Annotated in this window: 19 protein-coding genes; all 19 read left to right on the top strand. The window is 73.4% G+C overall.

Features of this window, described 5'->3' with window-relative positions; translation table 11 throughout:
* The first annotated feature begins 57 nt into the window (after positions 1-57).
* The 19 genes from CNO22_RS12510 to CNO22_RS12585 all read left to right on the top strand — a co-directional run bounded on the left by CNO22_RS12510 (position 58) and on the right by CNO22_RS12585 (position 14,521).
* Positions 58-549 (top strand): phage tail tube protein, encoded by a 492-nt coding sequence (locus CNO22_RS12510; RefSeq protein WP_157936925.1) that lies wholly within the window; start codon positions 58-60, stop codon positions 547-549.
* Positions 550-646: 97 nt separating this feature from the next.
* Entirely contained in the window at positions 647-1,231 is a 585-nt protein-coding gene (locus tag CNO22_RS12515; RefSeq protein ID WP_100499686.1) for a hypothetical protein, read from the top strand.
* A gap of 197 nt (positions 1,232-1,428) precedes the next feature.
* The gene (locus CNO22_RS29690; protein ID WP_269799593.1) at positions 1,429-1,560 is read left to right on the top strand and encodes a hypothetical protein; all 132 of its coding nucleotides are present in this window, start codon (positions 1,429-1,431) and stop codon (positions 1,558-1,560) included.
* Positions 1,561-1,581: 21 nt separating this feature from the next.
* Positions 1,582-5,724 (top strand): phage tail tape measure protein, encoded by a 4,143-nt coding sequence (locus CNO22_RS12520; RefSeq protein WP_100499687.1) that lies wholly within the window; start codon positions 1,582-1,584, stop codon positions 5,722-5,724.
* On the top strand, positions 5,721-6,524 hold the full coding sequence (locus CNO22_RS12525; RefSeq protein WP_100499688.1) for a hypothetical protein: 804 nt from the start codon (positions 5,721-5,723) through the stop codon (positions 6,522-6,524). The genes CNO22_RS12520 and CNO22_RS12525 overlap by 4 nt, the downstream gene beginning before the upstream one ends.
* Positions 6,525-6,549: 25 nt before the next feature.
* Positions 6,550-7,716: a hypothetical protein gene (locus CNO22_RS12530; RefSeq protein ID WP_100499689.1), complete on the top strand. Its 1,167-nt coding sequence runs from the start codon at positions 6,550-6,552 to the stop codon at positions 7,714-7,716.
* Positions 7,713-7,997: a hypothetical protein gene (locus CNO22_RS12535; protein ID WP_100499690.1), complete on the top strand. Its 285-nt coding sequence runs from the start codon at positions 7,713-7,715 to the stop codon at positions 7,995-7,997. The genes CNO22_RS12530 and CNO22_RS12535 overlap by 4 nt, the downstream gene beginning before the upstream one ends.
* Positions 7,998-8,007: 10 nt before the next feature.
* On the top strand, positions 8,008-8,562 hold the full coding sequence (locus CNO22_RS12540; protein WP_100499691.1) for a hypothetical protein: 555 nt from the start codon (positions 8,008-8,010) through the stop codon (positions 8,560-8,562).
* A gap of 13 nt (positions 8,563-8,575) precedes the next feature.
* Positions 8,576-8,893, top strand: a complete 318-nt coding sequence (locus CNO22_RS12545; RefSeq protein ID WP_100499692.1) for a hypothetical protein — start codon at positions 8,576-8,578, stop codon at positions 8,891-8,893.
* Positions 8,880-9,863: a hypothetical protein gene (locus CNO22_RS12550; RefSeq protein ID WP_100499693.1), complete on the top strand. Its 984-nt coding sequence runs from the start codon at positions 8,880-8,882 to the stop codon at positions 9,861-9,863. The genes CNO22_RS12545 and CNO22_RS12550 overlap by 14 nt, the downstream gene beginning before the upstream one ends.
* Positions 9,864-9,865: 2 nt before the next feature.
* Positions 9,866-10,303, top strand: coding sequence for a hypothetical protein (locus CNO22_RS12555; RefSeq protein WP_100499694.1), 438 nt, complete (start codon positions 9,866-9,868; stop codon positions 10,301-10,303).
* Between the two features lie 6 nt (positions 10,304-10,309).
* Positions 10,310-10,669, top strand: a complete 360-nt coding sequence (locus CNO22_RS12560; protein WP_100499695.1) for a hypothetical protein — start codon at positions 10,310-10,312, stop codon at positions 10,667-10,669.
* Positions 10,666-11,388 (top strand): hypothetical protein, encoded by a 723-nt coding sequence (locus CNO22_RS12565; protein ID WP_100499696.1) that lies wholly within the window; start codon positions 10,666-10,668, stop codon positions 11,386-11,388. Before CNO22_RS12560 ends, CNO22_RS12565 begins: the two co-directional genes overlap by 4 nt.
* A 45-nt stretch (positions 11,389-11,433) precedes the next feature.
* Positions 11,434-11,574 carry a periplasmic heavy metal sensor gene (locus tag CNO22_RS27675; protein WP_198588290.1) on the top strand — a complete coding sequence of 47 codons (141 nt, stop codon included), beginning with the start codon at positions 11,434-11,436 and terminating at the stop codon, positions 11,572-11,574.
* A complete protein-coding gene (locus tag CNO22_RS12570) occupies positions 11,567-11,965 on the top strand; it encodes a hypothetical protein (RefSeq protein WP_100499697.1) in 399 nt (132 codons plus the stop codon). Before CNO22_RS27675 ends, CNO22_RS12570 begins: the two co-directional genes overlap by 8 nt.
* 10 nt (positions 11,966-11,975) lie before the next feature.
* Positions 11,976-12,524, top strand: coding sequence for a DUF1353 domain-containing protein (locus CNO22_RS12575; protein ID WP_157936927.1), 549 nt, complete (start codon positions 11,976-11,978; stop codon positions 12,522-12,524).
* A complete protein-coding gene (locus CNO22_RS27680) occupies positions 12,521-12,898 on the top strand; it encodes a hypothetical protein (RefSeq protein WP_157936928.1) in 378 nt (125 codons plus the stop codon). The genes CNO22_RS12575 and CNO22_RS27680 overlap by 4 nt, the downstream gene beginning before the upstream one ends.
* 16 nt (positions 12,899-12,914) lie before the next feature.
* The gene (locus CNO22_RS12580) at positions 12,915-13,907 is read left to right on the top strand and encodes a hypothetical protein (protein ID WP_100499699.1); all 993 of its coding nucleotides are present in this window, start codon (positions 12,915-12,917) and stop codon (positions 13,905-13,907) included.
* A complete protein-coding gene (locus tag CNO22_RS12585; protein WP_100499700.1) occupies positions 13,904-14,521 on the top strand; it encodes a hypothetical protein in 618 nt (205 codons plus the stop codon). Before CNO22_RS12580 ends, CNO22_RS12585 begins: the two co-directional genes overlap by 4 nt.
* Positions 14,522-14,617: the final 96 nt, after the last annotated feature.

A 14,617-nucleotide genomic window follows, 5' to 3' on the forward strand; every position in this document is an offset into this window, starting at 1 on the left:
AAGCCCGCCCCCAAGACGCCCGGCAAGGGCCCCGACAACTCCAAGGAGTCCTGACCCATGTCGCGCGCCATCCGCAGGGGTATCGAACGCTGGCTCGTCTCCCCCGCCGCCCCGGCCAACCCGGCCGCCCCCACCCGCGCCGAGATCACCGCGAGCACGGTGATCACCGAGTCCATCGCCGCCGTCAACGGCTTCGCCCTGACGAACAGCCCGGTGACGACCCCGGACATGGGGTCCCGGTTCGACAAGACGGTCGCCGGCATCGACTCGGCCGGCGACTCGTCGCTGAACATGTGGGACGAGATCCTGCAGGGCGCCGCCACCGGCGACCCCGCGCGCGACGTCCTCGCCAAGGACAGCGAGCTGACGATCTACCGCATGCCCTACGGGGACGTGCCCGGCAAGCGCATGGAGGTGTGGCAGGTGACCTCCACCGGCGTCAACGACCAGATCGACCTGTCCGCGGCCGGCCAGTACCAGGTCGGGTTCTCCATCCGCGAGGTGCCGGAGCAGAACGCCGTCGTCCCGGCCGCCGCCGCCACGGTCTGACCCGCCCCTCCCCCTGATCGGCTCCGGCCGGGCCGGTGTGTCGCGCCCGCGCCCGGCCGGGGCCCACCACCTCCACCGCGACCCCTGGAGACCACCCGTGTCCACGAAGAACAAGCTGTCCCTCCTCAAGGGCAAGAAGCCCCGCGAGACCACGCACGCCGTCGTCCTCGACCACGAGGCCGTGGAGGCCTACGCCGAGGCCCGCCGCGTCCTGCAGGCCGCGCAGCTCGAGCTGCGCAACGCCCGCCGCCGCGCCGAACCGGAGATCACCATGGGCGAGCTGCAGGCCGTCGTGGACGAGGCCCAGGCCGCAGCCGACGAGCTGCAGCCGGCCGCCGACGACGGCGTCGGCGTGGTCAGCGTGAAGATCCGCGCCATGCCGCCGGTCGCCTACCGGGCTCTCAAGGCCGAGTTCCCGCCCACCGACGCCGACCACGCCCGGGTCCGCGCCGACGTGCAGAACGACAAGGCGAAGGCCGCGTGGAACCGCGACGAGTTCGCCCCCCGTCTGATCGCCGCCTGCGTCATCGACCCCGAGACGTCCCTGGAGGACGCGCAGGGCTACCGCGACGCCTGGTCCGAGCCGGAGTTCAACATGCTGGTGAACGCCTGCGTGCGGGTGCACGAGGACGCCGTGGACACCTCCGCGCTGGTTTTCAGCTCCGGGCGGACTCGCAGCTAAAGGCCGAGCTGGACTACATCGTCCCGCGCGGCATCTCGTATGACGCGTGGGCCGAGTGGTCCCCGCTGGCCCGCGGGTTCGCCCTCGCCTGGCAGGCCGACCAGGCCGCTACCTGCTCGTGCGGCACCCGGGCCGACGAGTGGGCCGAAGACCGCGACGCCTACGTCGGCGCCACCCACTACTGCCGCGGTCACGACGTGCTGGCCATGCAGCAGGAGGCGCTGCCGAAGGACGACAACGGCCGCCCGCTGCCGGGGTTCATCGCCCACCTGGAACGCCGCGAAATAGCGGTAGCCCGCGAGGCCGCGAAGGCCGCCCGAACGAACTGAGCCGAGGACAGGGGGTAGCCGGTGTCGCGCGTGCTCGAGACGGTGCTGACCGGGCGGAACCTGCTGTCCCCCGTCCTCGCCCAGGCCGGCCGCGACGTCGCCACCTACAGCGCCACGGTCACCGGCGCCAACGAGAAGGCCGCCGCCGGCGCCACCGCCTCCGCGCGCGCACAGCAGGCCGCCGCGGGGCAGGTCACCGCCGCTAGCACCCGCGCCACCGACGCGGTCGTCTCCGGCTCGACCCGGCAGACCGCCGCCCGCCGCGCCCAGGTGCAGTCGGCCACCGCGCTCGCCGCCGCGGAGAACGCCGCCTCGTCCGCGGTCGTCTCCGCGAACACCCGCCTCTCCGGGGCGGTGTCCGGCACCACCGCTACCTACCAGCGGTCCGCGGCGTCGCTGCGGGAGAAGCTCGGCCTGCAGGCCCTCGACGGCGAGGCTGCCGCCCGTTCGGCGGCGGTCAACTCCCGGGCTGCCCAGTCCGCGGCGGGGTTCACCGCGGCCATCGACGGGCAGAGCACGGCACTGGGCCGGGAGTCTGTCACCACCGCGGCGAACACGACCGCGACCCGGGCGAACGCGACCGCCCGCGAGCAGGCCACCCTCGCCGCCCGCACACAGCAGTCCGCGGCCACCGCCCTCGCCGGCTCTAACGCGCTGCTGGGCACCTCGCTGACCCCGTTGACCGCCGGGCTGGGCGCGGTCACCCTCGGCTTCGGCTACGCCGCCTACCGCGGCATGGACTTCGACCGGTCCATGTCCGCCGTCGCCGCCGCCTCCCAGGCATCCGGCGCCGAACTCGGCCGGCTGCGGCAGGCCGCCCTCGACGCCGGCGCCTCCACCCAGTACTCCGCAACCGAGGCCGCCGCGGGCATCACCGAGCTGTCCAAGGCCGGCGTGCAGACCGCCGACATCCTCGACGGCGGGCTGACCGGCGCTCTGAACCTCGCTGCGGCCGGGCAGCTGGAGGTCGCCGACGCCGCCGAGATCGGCGCCACCGCCCTGTCGGTGTTCGGCCTCGAGGGCTCGCAGATGTCCCACGTCGCCGACCTGCTCGCCGCGGGCGCGGGGAAGGCGCAGGGCTCGGTCTACGACCTGGGCATGGCGCTCAACCAGTCCGCGCTAGTCGCCAACCAGACCGGCCTGTCCATCGAGGACACCGCCGGCGCCCTCGCCCTCTTCGCCTCCAACGGCCTGGTCGGGTCGGACGCGGGCACCAGCTTCAAGACGATGCTGCAGGCCCTCACCCCCAACTCGGCGGCCGCGGCCAACGCGATGGAGTCCCTGGGCATCACCGCCTACGACTCCCAGGGCGCGTTCATCGGCCTGGAGGCCTACGCGGGCAAGCTGCGCGGCGCCCTGGCCGGCATGTCCGAGGAGCAGCGCAACGCCACCCTGGAGACCATCTTCGGCTCCGACGCGGTCCGCGCCGCATCGGTGCTGTACTCCGCCGGCGCGGAGGGCGTGGCCGAGTGGACCGCGAAGGTCAACGACCAGGGCTTCGCCACCCGGCAAGCCTCGCAGCTCACCGACAACCTCGCCGGGGACCTAGAGCGCCTCGGCGGCGCCGCGGACACCTTCTTCACCGAGCTCGGCGCCGGGACGCAGGGTGCGCTGCGGGAGGCCGTGCAGGCGCTGACGGCGATCGTCGACGCCGGCGGTGACGCCATCGGCTTCTTCACGTCGCTGCCGGGGCCGGTGCAGGTCGCGATCCTCGCCCTCGGCGGGGTGGCCGCGCTCAAGGGCCCGGTGTCGGGGGCGTTCGACCGCATGGCCGCAGCCGTGCTGGGCTGGTCGCTGGCTAACGAGGGCGCCGTGTCGTCCACCGGGCGACTGCGCGGGGCTGCGGCGGGGCTGCTGGGGGTGTTCGGCGGCCCGTGGGGGCTGGCGATCGCCGGTGTCGTCACCGGCGTGTCCCTGCTGGCCTCCGTCCTCGGCGACTCCAGCGACTCCAGCGACGACGCCGCGTCCTCGGCGGACAACCTGACCGCCGCGTTGGAGCAGACCAAGGGCGCCATCGACGACACGGTGCGCGCCGCCGCCGCCAAGGACCTCGTCGACAACGGGCTCAACGACTGGGCGCGGCGCCTCGGCATCGACGTCACGGTGATGACCGACGCCATCCTCGGGGTGCCCGGCGCTCTGGATGAGGTCAACGGGGCGTTCGACACCTACATCGGCGGTCAGCGGCAGGACATCGTCGACGCCACCGGTGCGATCAACGCCGGGTTCACCGACCAGGGCATCGCGGCCCGCGACGCCCGGGCGGCGTTCGGGGAGCTGGCCGGGGCCACCGGGGAGACCGTCACCAAGCAGCAGGAGATCGCCGCCGCCACCGCCGCCACCGGTGACGCGATGAACACCTCGCTGGCCCAGACCCAGGCAGCTCAGCAGGCCCTCACCGACTGGATCGAGGAGCAGGCCAAGATCGGGTCCTCGTTCATCGAGCCCCTGGACGTGTACAAGGGCCTGCTGGACGACAAGATGGCGAAGGAGCGGGAGTCCGCCGAGGCGACCGCCGCCGCCACCGCGTCCTCCGAGGACTCGTGGCGGGACTACGTCGGCGACGTCACGGTCTCCCTCGACGAGTACGCCACCAAGCTCGAGGAGCAGATCCTCGCGCAGGAGAACTGGCGGGCCAACGTCGTCACCGTCACCCAGCGGGGCGGCCTGGAGGTCGGCCAGATCCTCGCCGACATGGGCGTGGAGGGCGCGCAGATCACCGCGCAGATGGCCACCGCCACCGAGGGCGACTTCCAGCGCATGAAGGACGCGCTGATCCGCGAGGCGCACCTGGGCGGGTCTGGGGCGGCGACGGAGCTGTCCAACCAGATGCGCGTCATGGAGGCGGTCGGCCGGGACGGTGCCGGCGCGACCGCGCTGGCGATCTCCCAGCAGCTGGGCATCGGCGCCGACGAGGTGTCGAGGATCGCCGCGCAGTACGGGGTGAACCTCGCCAGCGGGCTGAACCCGATCATGGAGTCTCTGGGGAAGAACCCGATCCAGGCCCTGGCGAGCGGCCGCATGGGCGTCACGACCCGGCTCTTCCAGGCCGACGGCGGGGTCATGGACTTCTACGCCAACGGCGGCGTGGAGGACCACGTGGCGCAGATCGCCCGCCCGGGCGACTGGCGGGTGTGGGCGGAGCCGGAGACCGGCGGGGAGGCGTACATCCCGCTGGCGCCGGCGAAGCGTGACCGCTCGCTGGACATCTGGCGGGAGACCGGCCGCCGCCTCGGCGTGGACGTTCAGGCGTTCGCCAGTGGTGGGTTCGCGATCGCCGACGACGTGCCGCGGCCGCCGTCGACCGCGCCGTACCAGGCCCCGATCTCCACGGCCGGCGACGCGACCATGCAGCGCGGCTACGACGAGGCCACGGCGTGGATGCGGGAGCACTCCCCCGGCCTGGCCGGGGGGAGCTTCGGGGTCGGCAAGCGCACCCCGAACGGGGTCGGCGGGCTGGGGCCGGCCGCGGCGGCAGCGCGGGCGTTCGTGATGAAGACGTTCGGTGTCACCAACATCGGCGGCTACTCGTACAGGACGATCGCGGGCACCAAGACGCTGTCGGATCACGCGCTCGGCAAGGCGATCGACGTGATGATCCCGAACTACAAGTCGGCGGCGTCGATCGCGCTGGGCAACCGGATCGCGAGCCACTTCGTGACGAACCCGGGTCAGTTCGGCACGAAGTACGTGATCTGGCGGGATCAGATCAACTCCGGGCGCGGCTGGGGCCCGTACGGGCACCCCGGGGGCGGCCGGTCGGACACGCTGCAGCACCGCGACCACGTGCACGTGTCGCTGTACGACCGGGGTGGCCTGGTGCGGCCGGGACTGTCGCTGGTGGACAACCGCACCGGCGGCAACGAGCACATGGCCGTGTTCACTCAGCCGCAGTGGTCCACGCTGCAGCGGCTGGCGAACGCCGAAGCTGCGGCGCAGTTCGCCGCCCCGGCGCCCGGGTACGCGGCCGCGGCGATGCCCGGCTACGGGGCCTCCCCCGCCGCGGGCGCCGCCGGGGTGCCGCTGCGGATCACGGTCGCCGCGGCCCCGGTCGCCGTCTACCTCGACGGGCAGGAGTGGCGTGGCATGGCCCGGGTGGAAGCCGAGACCGTCGTCGTCGACGCCTTCGCGAGCACCACGGACAGGGGGCGGCTGAACGGATGAGCACCGTCACGGTCACCCCCACCGTGGAGCCCTCGACCGGCCCGGACGACCCGCCCCGCATCCGGCTGGACGTCGTCGACACCGGCGACCCGGCGGTCACGCAGGTGACGGTCACCCGCACCGGCCCGGACGGTGTCGTCGTGCCGGTGCGCACCGGGGATGGGGCGCCGCTGCCGCTGGCCACGTCCGGCACCACCCGCATCGGCACCCTGTACGACTACGAAGCGCCCCTGGGCGCGCCGGTCGCGTACAGCAGCATCGAGAGTCCCGGGGTGGCGTCGGCGCAGGTCGTCGTCGACGCCGACGACGTGTGGCTCATACACCCCGGGGTGCCCGCGCTGTCCCGCCCCGTACTCGCCGCCGGCATCTCCGAACGCACCCGCAGGGTCACCCGCGGCGTGCACCAGCCCTCCGGTCGCAAGCACACGGTCACCCAGTCCGACGGGCAACGCAAGGCCCCCGAGTGGACGCTCACGGTGCGCACCACCACCGACGCCGACCGCACCGCAGTCGACGCCCTCCTCGAGGACGCCGGGGTGCTGCTGCTCAACGTCCCCGCCTCCTGGGGGTGGGGCATCAACGCCGAGTACGTGTCGGTGGGCGACAGCGTCGAGCAGCGGCTGATGCCCTACGCGCCCGAGCCGCGCCGGCACTGGCAGCTGCCGCTGCTGGTGACCGACCGGCCCGAGGGCGGGTCGCAGGCCGAACGGGACTACGCCGACATCCTCGCCGACTACGAGGACTACGCGGCACTGCTGGCCGCCTACCCCACCTACTACGACCTGCTCTCCGGGCCCTGACCCGGGGAAAGAGGAGGCGGCGTCGGTGGCGTACCTGGGCATGCCCGACCCCGGCCTGTACCGGCGGGCGATCCGGTCGCCGGTGGACTGGTACTGCTCGGTGGACGCCGCCGTGAACGGGGTGCCCACCGAAGGAGCGCAGGACCTGCGCCCGGTCGGCGGCAGCATCATCGACACCACCCGGCCGGGGGTACGGCGCACCCTGAACCTGGAGCTCGCCTCGGCGCCGGGCCTGTTCGACCGGCTGGCACCGACCGGCACGACGCTCACCGCCCGCACCCACGTGCGGCTGGCCAACCGGTCGTGGATCACGATCCCGATGGGCGTATTCGACGTCGACCGGGAGCAGCTGGACGACGCCGGCGGCGGCCTGTCGCTGACCGCCCCGGACAAGTGGCGCAAGATCCAGCGCGCGAGGTTCATCGTCCCGACGTCGTCCACACCCGGCCTGTCGGTGACGGGGCAGATCACCGCCCTGATCCGTGGCGCCCTCGGCTCCGGCGAGCCGGTCATCACCCGCACCAAGAAGACCAACCGGGTCGGGCTGCAGACGTGGGAGAAGGACCGCGACCAGGCCATCATCAAGCTGGCCGACGGCATCGGCTGCTGGGTGTACTTCGACCGCAACGGTGTGGCCACGATCGACGACGTGCCTACCGCGGCCCGCTCGGCGGACTGGCTCGTGGACTCCTCCCGGATGGGCGTCCTCACCGCCCTGGACCGGCAGCGCTCCCGGGAGAGCACTCGCAACGTCGTCGTCGTGTCCTCCAGCGCGACCGAGGGCGAACTGTTCCCCACCCAGGTGGTGTGGGACGACGACCCGTCCTCACCCACCTACGCCGGGCCCGACCCGCTGGGCCGCCCGGACCTGGCCGGCCCGTTCGGGGTGGTCACCTACTACTGGGACACGCCGCTGCCGATGACGGCGAACCAGGCGCGGGACGCCGGGCGCACCATCCTGTCCCGCGTCACCGGCTTGGCCTCCCAGGTGTCGCTGGGGCAGGTGCCCAACCCGGCGGTCGACGCGATGGACGCCCTCGACGTGCTGCCGGCCCGGGAGCGGTACGACCTGCCGCGGGCGGTGGAGCGGCACATCGCCGACACCGTCACCCACCCGCTGACCGTCGACGGCGGCGCGCAGCGGATTGAGGGCCGCTCCACCCGCACCGAGGAGATCGAGGGGGGCTCGTGACCCTGTCCCGGAGGGTGCAGGCCGCCGCGCACCGGCTCGCCGACGCCCAGTCCGACCGGCTTGCCGACCGCCCCACCACCCGCTTCCGCGCCGTCGTCGCCTCGGTCACGGCCGGCGCCGCGAGGGACGGCAACGCCGTGGTGAAGATCCGGTGGCGCGGCCAGGAGCTGACGGTCAACGGCTACGCCGACAACTACACCCCCGCCGCCGGTCACCGCGTGGTGTGCGACTACCTCGACAACCAGATCACGATCGCGTACCGCACCATCGGCGCGCCCTAAAGGAGCTCGTGTGCCCACTTCTGAGAGCGGCCTGCGCTACCCCGAACTGGTCGGCGTCCGCCCCAACGTGCCGCAGGACTTCGCGAACCTGGTCAGCGACATCGAGACGGTGTTCGGGTCCGGGGCGCCGTCGGTCCGCTACCGGGCGGCGGTCGGCTCCAACACGTCGATCGCCACCACCGGCAACGGCACGCGGGTGACGTTCGCCGTCGCCGAGTACACACACCCGGACGTCACCCCGTCGGCGGACTTCTCGTACTTCACGGTGCACCGCACCGGCGTGTGGCGCGGTATCTCCACCATGCGCCGCGGCACCAACGACGGCGTCACCCTGCTGAGCTACTGGTCCGACGACATCGGCGCCAGCAGCATCGTCCACGGCGCCCAGATGTACGCCCCCGGGGTCGGCGCTATCGCCGAGGTCAACTGCCACTTCGAGAACCGACTCGTGGCGGGGTCGCGGATAGCGGTGTGGATGTACGCCAGCTACTCCGGCGGCCTGGACACCGGCAACGACGCGCTGGCGAAGCGCACCAACATGGCGCTCTCCTTCGTGCGCTCCTGACCGGAGGTCCTTCATGCGCTACGTCCGCGACGTACCCGCCGACGACCAGGCCGCGATCGACGCCGAGCGGGTGCACGTGATCGCGCACCTGTCCGCGGTCGCCGACGCCGACGACGACCCGGAGACGAACGCCGACGACGTCCGCACGTGGGTGATTGAGCACCCGGACGACCCGTCGATGGTGCGGATCGTCGGCGAACTCGACGCCGAACCGGACGCCCCCTACCTGCGGCCCGACTCCGACGCGCTCGCCGGGATCGACCCCGAGCTGTACGCCCGCGAGGTCCAGGCCGCACTGCGCGACGAGGAGGTGCTCCGTGGGGAGGCGTGACGCGGTCCAGGTCATCCTCGAAGTCGTTGCCGAGTGCCGCCGCCTCGAACCCCGCCTGATCGTCTCCTACGAGCCCGGGTGGGAGACCCGGGGCAACGGGACGTCGGCGAACTACGAGGGCGGCATCGTCCACCACACGGCCAGCGCGTCCAGCCTGACCCGCCCGTTCCCCACCCAGACCATCCTGCGGGACGGCCGGGTCGGGCTGTCCGGGCCGCTGTGCAACTTCGCCGGCCCCGCCTGCACCGTGGACGCCCCACGCCTGCACGTGATGAGCGCGAACCCGGCCAACCACGCCGGAGCCTCGGGCGGCAAGAGCATGGGCCCGCTGCCCGTCACCAGCTTGTTCAACCCCCGGGTGCTCGGCCTGGAGATCGACTACGCCGGCAGCGTGCCGATGCTCGCCGGGCAGCTGCGCGTCGCTCACGTGTGGGCCAAGGCCGCCGCCAAGGTGGTCGGCGGCGGGGACATCAACCGCGTCCGCGCCCACGCCGAGACCAGCGTGACCGGCAAGTGGGACGTCGGCTACGCGAACGGCAAGACCTACGACATGGCCGCGTTCCGTCGGGACGCCGCCAACCTCACCGCAACCCCGCCCGACCCGCTTGGGGAGATCATCGACATGGCCTGGTACCGGGACCGCGAGGACTTCGAGAACATGATGAACCGGGCGGCGATGTGCCGGACCCCGGCCGACCGGGTGTCGAAGACCGGCGGCGACTGGCCGTACGACCGGATCGCCAATGCCGAGGCCCACGCCCGGGCTGCGGCGCAGACCGCAGCCGAGGTGAAGGCTGCCGTGGCCAAGCTGTCCGCCCCCGCTCCGGCCGCGGCTGCGGCGGACGCGGCCACGGTGGCCGCCGCCCTGGCCCAGGACCGCGAGTTCATCGCCGCCCTGGCCGAGGCGACCGCCATCGCCATGGACCGGCGCGCCCGCGACGGCGACCCGGCCACGGGGCCCGTCTCCTGACAGTGGCCGCGCACAGCTCACCCACACCGCCCGTCCGGGTCATCACGGCCCGGGCGATCGCCGTCGTCCTGGTCGGGGTCGCCCTGTTCGACGGGGCCGGGCTCATCTACGGCGGCGACCAGGCCGTCCAGACCCCGTCGTGGGCGGTGCTCCGCTCCTTCCCCGGCTCCGAGGTGATGGGCGCGATCTACCTCGCCACCGCGCTCATCCTCGTCTACGCCCTCGCCCGCCCCGGCGAACTCCTGGCCTGGGTGCTGTCCGGCGGCATGTGCCTGTACCTCACCGTCGCAGCATCGTTCGCCGCCTCGTGGGTCGTCACCGGCGGGCAGATCGTGTGGCCCGCCCTGTCCAAGCCGCTCGCCCTCGCCGCGCTGTGGCTCCTCGTCCTGCTGGCCAAGCCGATCAGCCCCACGGAGGCCGGCGACCACGGACGGGGGTAGGCCCGGATGCTGGCCGCCGGGCCGCTCGCCGCCGAGGCGGGTATCGACACCGGATACGTCCCGACCCTCATCGCCATCGCCGTCGCCCTCCTCGGCGGTGGCGGGATCGCGGCGCTGGTCACCGCCCTCGCCACCCGACGGAACTACGTGACCACCGGCTACCAGGGGCTGACCGAGGCGGCGGCGAAGAGCGCCGCGGCGGCGGCGAAGGAAGCCGACGACGAACGCGCGGCCCGGGAACGCGCCGAGTACTCCCGGGACCGGTGGAAGGCGCACGCGTACGCGCTGCGCGACGAGCTCGCCGCGGCCGGCATCAGCCCGAAGGCACTGCCCCCTCTAGAGCACCCGAGTGAGGCGGCGCCATGACCAAGCACCGCCCCGACACGGCGGCCGCGCCGGCCATCCCCGACGACAACGCCCCGCTGCCGCCCGCCCGCCGGCCCACCCGCTGGACGGTCCGCACCGGCCGCACCATCGCGTTCGCGTTGGTGGGGCTGGCCCTGGCGGCGTCGCTGCTGTCGGTGTACCTCACGTACGCGGCGGCGGTCCGCGCGGACCAGACCGCGGCAGCGGTCGAGCGGCGGCTGACGGTGCTCGAGGAGGACCTGGCGGAGCGCACCCGGCAGCGGGACGCCGAGCGGGACGCCGCCGCCGAGCGGGACGCCGAGACGCGAGAGCAACTGCGGCAGTTGCTGTGCGAGGTGCTCGCCGATCTCCCGGCCGAGTCCCCGGGTGCGGCCGAGGTGCGCGCCCGGCTGGGTTGCGAGCAGCCGGGGGTGGCGGCTCCGTCGGCCGCGGACCTGCCGCCGACCGAGGAGCCGGCCAACGCCGCGGCCGAGTTCGGGCCGGAGGTAGCCACTTCCGGCCCGGCCACAGCGGCGGAAGAGCGGCCGTCGAGCCCAGCACCCACCGCTGTCCCGGACGTTGCGCCGGCCCCCGCGGACGGCGGCGCGCCGCAGCGAGACGACGAGCAGCCGACCACTCCGCCCACCCCGCCCGCCCCGTCTCCGCAGCCCGGCCAGTCCGAACCGGCCCGCGGGCCCGTCGCCGACCTCACCTGCAGCCTGCTGCCCTTGCTCTGCTGACCGTCAACCGGAAGGGGCTCCTTGACCGACCCGTCACCGGCGGACGTGTTCGACCTCGACCAGGCCATCATCGACGCCGGCCGGAACCTCCTCGCCGCGCTCACCGCTGACCCCCTGGACCCGGACACGATCGCCGCGGCCCGCGAAGCCCTTCAACAGGCTCGGGAGGCGCGCGGCTATGCCTGACCAGCTGCCGGACATCCGCACCCCGCTGCCCGACCTGGCGCACGAGGCGCTCCGCGCTGGCCTCGTGGGCACCCTCGACGGCCTCGCCGCGGAGGTGCAGCGCATCAACGCCACGCTGCTGCTGCTCGAGGCGACCGCCGACTTCGCCCAGTCCACGCTCGCGACGGTCAGGTCAGCCCGCGAGCAGATGACCGGCCTGGCCGGGCGCGTGGCCGCGCTGGAGCAGGGCGGCGCGCAGATGCAGGCGGCGCTGGCCGACCTGACCGCCCGCGTGGCGGCGCTCGAACCCCCGCCTCCCGTCGAGGAGTCGCCCGCCGAAGAGCCTGCCCCTGACGAGCCCTCGGCCGTCGAAGAGCCGGCTGCCGAAGAGCCCGTCGCTACCGACCCCTGATAGGAGCCCCGTGCCCTTCGCTGACCGGGTCCGTCTCCGCTACGTCGGGCGCGGCTGGTACGAGTCCACCGCCCCCACCAACTACGTCTGGCGAGACGGCGTCATCGACAGGGTCATCACGATCCCCGCCGGCACTCGCTCCGACCTCGCGTCCACCCCTCGCATCATGTGGTGGTTCATCCCGCCGACCGGCGCCTACGAGGACGCCGCGTTCGTGCATGACGAGGGGTGTGTAGAGCTCCGCAGGGCGTACGACGAAGGCCGCGCTCCGCAGATGACCTCGCGCGAGGTCGACGCCCTGTTCCTTGACGTCCTCCGCGAAGCGGACCGGCACGCCTGTGAGACCGAAGACCCGGAGGGCCGCATTCCCGGCTGGAAACGTCGCCTGCTGTGGGTCGGCGTCCGCTGGGGGGCGCTGGCGAACCCTGCCCGCCGGGCAGGTTGGTGGCGGGACGCGCCCGCGGTGCTCGCTATCACCGCTCCCCTGCTGGCCCTGGTGGTCGGCGCGCTACTGGCAGTACACGCCCTGGTCGACGCCGCCCTCGGCGCGCTGATGTGACCGGCGCCCGCCTGGAGCCGGTCGCGGACGCAGGGTGGGCGGCGGCCACGGCCACGGTGCTCACCGGCGCCGCCGTGCACGTCCTGGCCGAGCATGGCCTGCTTCTGCCCGACGGCGTCGGCGCCGCCCTCGCCGAGCTCCTCGAGGTGGGCATCGTCACCGCCGCCGGCGCGCTGGGCAGTCTGGCCGCCGCGTACTGGTCCCGCCGCCGGGTGACCCCGCTGGCCGACCCGCGGGACGACGCCGGCCAGCCACTGCTGGGCCACACCCCCGACGACCCGCCCGAGCACTCGGCCGACGCCCCACCCGGCGCCTGGGTAGACGTGGCCGCGCTGCGCCGCGAGTACCACCTCGACCCACCACGGCGACCGTGACCTTGGAGGGCACCCAGTGACCGTGTTCGTGACCATGTACCACCCGGAGCTCGGCAACCGGCGGGCCCAGGTGTCGAAGCAGGCGGTCAATGACTACGCCATCTACGGATGGCTGCTGGTCGACGGCTCCACTCCCGCCCCCACCGACCAGTACCTGACCCCGGCGGCCGGGGATCTGCGCTATCTGCGCTCCACGGATGTCACCGAGACGGTGCAGGACGTCGTCGGCGCCGCCCTGGTCGCCGGCGCCGGCGTCCAAGTCACCGTGGACGACATCGGCGACACGATCACCATCGCCTCGACGGCGGTGCTGCCCACCCGACAGGTGCTCGCCGGCACCGGGCTCACCGGCGGGGGCGACCTGTCGGCCGACCGCACCCTCGCCGTCTCCTACGGCACGGCGGCCGGCAGCGCGGTGCAGGGCAATGACGCCCGGGTCACCGCCGACCAGGCCGCCGGCACCGCCTCCATCCGCACCCTGGGCACCGGCGCGCAGCAGGCCGCCGCAGGCAATCACGGGCACACCGCGACGGCCATCACCGACTCCACGACCGTCGGCCGCTCAGTCCTCACCGCCGCCGACGCCCCGGCCGCCCGCACCGCCATCGGAGCCGGCACCTCCAACTTGGCGATCGGCACAACCAGCACCACCGCGGCAGCGGGCAACGACATCCGCATCGTCGGCGCCGCGCAGCGCCGACTGACCCAGAAGGCCGTCACCGGCTCGTACACGCTCGTCGCCGGGGACGCCACGGACACGGTTCTGCACACCACCGCGTCGTCGGCTCTGACGATCACCCTGCCAGCGGATAGCGCGGTGTCGATCGCCACGGAGATCGCCCTCCCGTGGCGGCAGTACGGCGGCGGCCAGATCACCTTCGCCGCCGGCAGCGGCGCCACCGTCCTCTCCCGGGGCAGCGCGTTCAAGAGCGCCGGGCAGTACGCCGAGGGCGTGGTCACCAAGGTCGCCACCAACACCTGGCTGCTGTCGGGCGACGTGGTCGCGTGAGGGCGCGCACCACAGGACTGCTCGCGTCGTCCCGACGGCGCGCCGTCGCCGCCGCCACCGGCACCGTCTCCGACATCAAGGCCACCTTCGACGCCGACTGGGGGCCGTTCACCTCCCGCAGCGCTGGCCCCACCCTCGTCAGCGGGCGGGCGCGCATCCCCGTCAACACCGGCTACGAGAGCATCGAGACCGCCCGCGCCTACACCCTTAAAGGCGGCACCGTCGCGGCGCGCATGTTCCCGTTCGCCGCCGGCGGCGCCACCGGCGAAGCGTCGAACATCATGACCGTCAACTCCCCCACGGCCGGCACCCGCATCGTCGTCAAGTACGACGCCGTCCCCAATGTGCTGCTGTTCGGCAACGAGACCAGCTACTACGACCCTGGCAACATCGTCATCCCCTACGACGCGACAGCGCACGCCTGGGTCCGCATCCGGGAGAACGCCGGCACCGTCTACTGGGAGACCAGCCCCGACAAGGTCACCTGGACCCAGGGGAAGTCCACGGCGACCCCGTCCTGGGTGACGGCCACCCAGGACTCGTCGGTGCAGTTCGTCACCCACCGGGACTCCGGCAGCGAAAACTACGCCGAAGTCGACAACGTCAACACCTGACCGAACCCAGGCAGGCGGCAAGCCCGCGGCCCCCGTCGGCAGACGGCTGCGGCCTCACCCGCCGCAGTCCACAAAGCGCCCCGCTCCTCCACTCGG

The sequence above is a fragment of the Geodermatophilus chilensis genome (assembly GCF_002802985.1).
Taxonomy (GTDB): domain Bacteria; phylum Actinomycetota; class Actinomycetes; order Mycobacteriales; family Geodermatophilaceae; genus Geodermatophilus; species Geodermatophilus chilensis.

What these genes read in the sequence shown, in the direction of transcription:
- CNO22_RS12545 (WP_100499692.1), top strand. Translation starts at nt 8,576, where the DNA reads ATGCGCTACGTCCGCGACGTACCCGCCGACGACCAGGCCGCGATCGAC.
- CNO22_RS12510 (WP_157936925.1), top strand. Translation starts at nt 58, where the DNA reads ATGTCGCGCGCCATCCGCAGGGGTATCGAACGCTGGCTCGTCTCCCCC.
- CNO22_RS12565 (WP_100499696.1), top strand. Translation starts at nt 10,666, where the DNA reads ATGACCAAGCACCGCCCCGACACGGCGGCCGCGCCGGCCATCCCCGAC.
- CNO22_RS12525 (WP_100499688.1), top strand. Translation starts at nt 5,721, where the DNA reads ATGAGCACCGTCACGGTCACCCCCACCGTGGAGCCCTCGACCGGCCCG.
- CNO22_RS12560 (WP_100499695.1), top strand. Translation starts at nt 10,310, where the DNA reads ATGCTGGCCGCCGGGCCGCTCGCCGCCGAGGCGGGTATCGACACCGGA.
- CNO22_RS12570 (WP_100499697.1), top strand. Translation starts at nt 11,567, where the DNA reads ATGCCTGACCAGCTGCCGGACATCCGCACCCCGCTGCCCGACCTGGCG.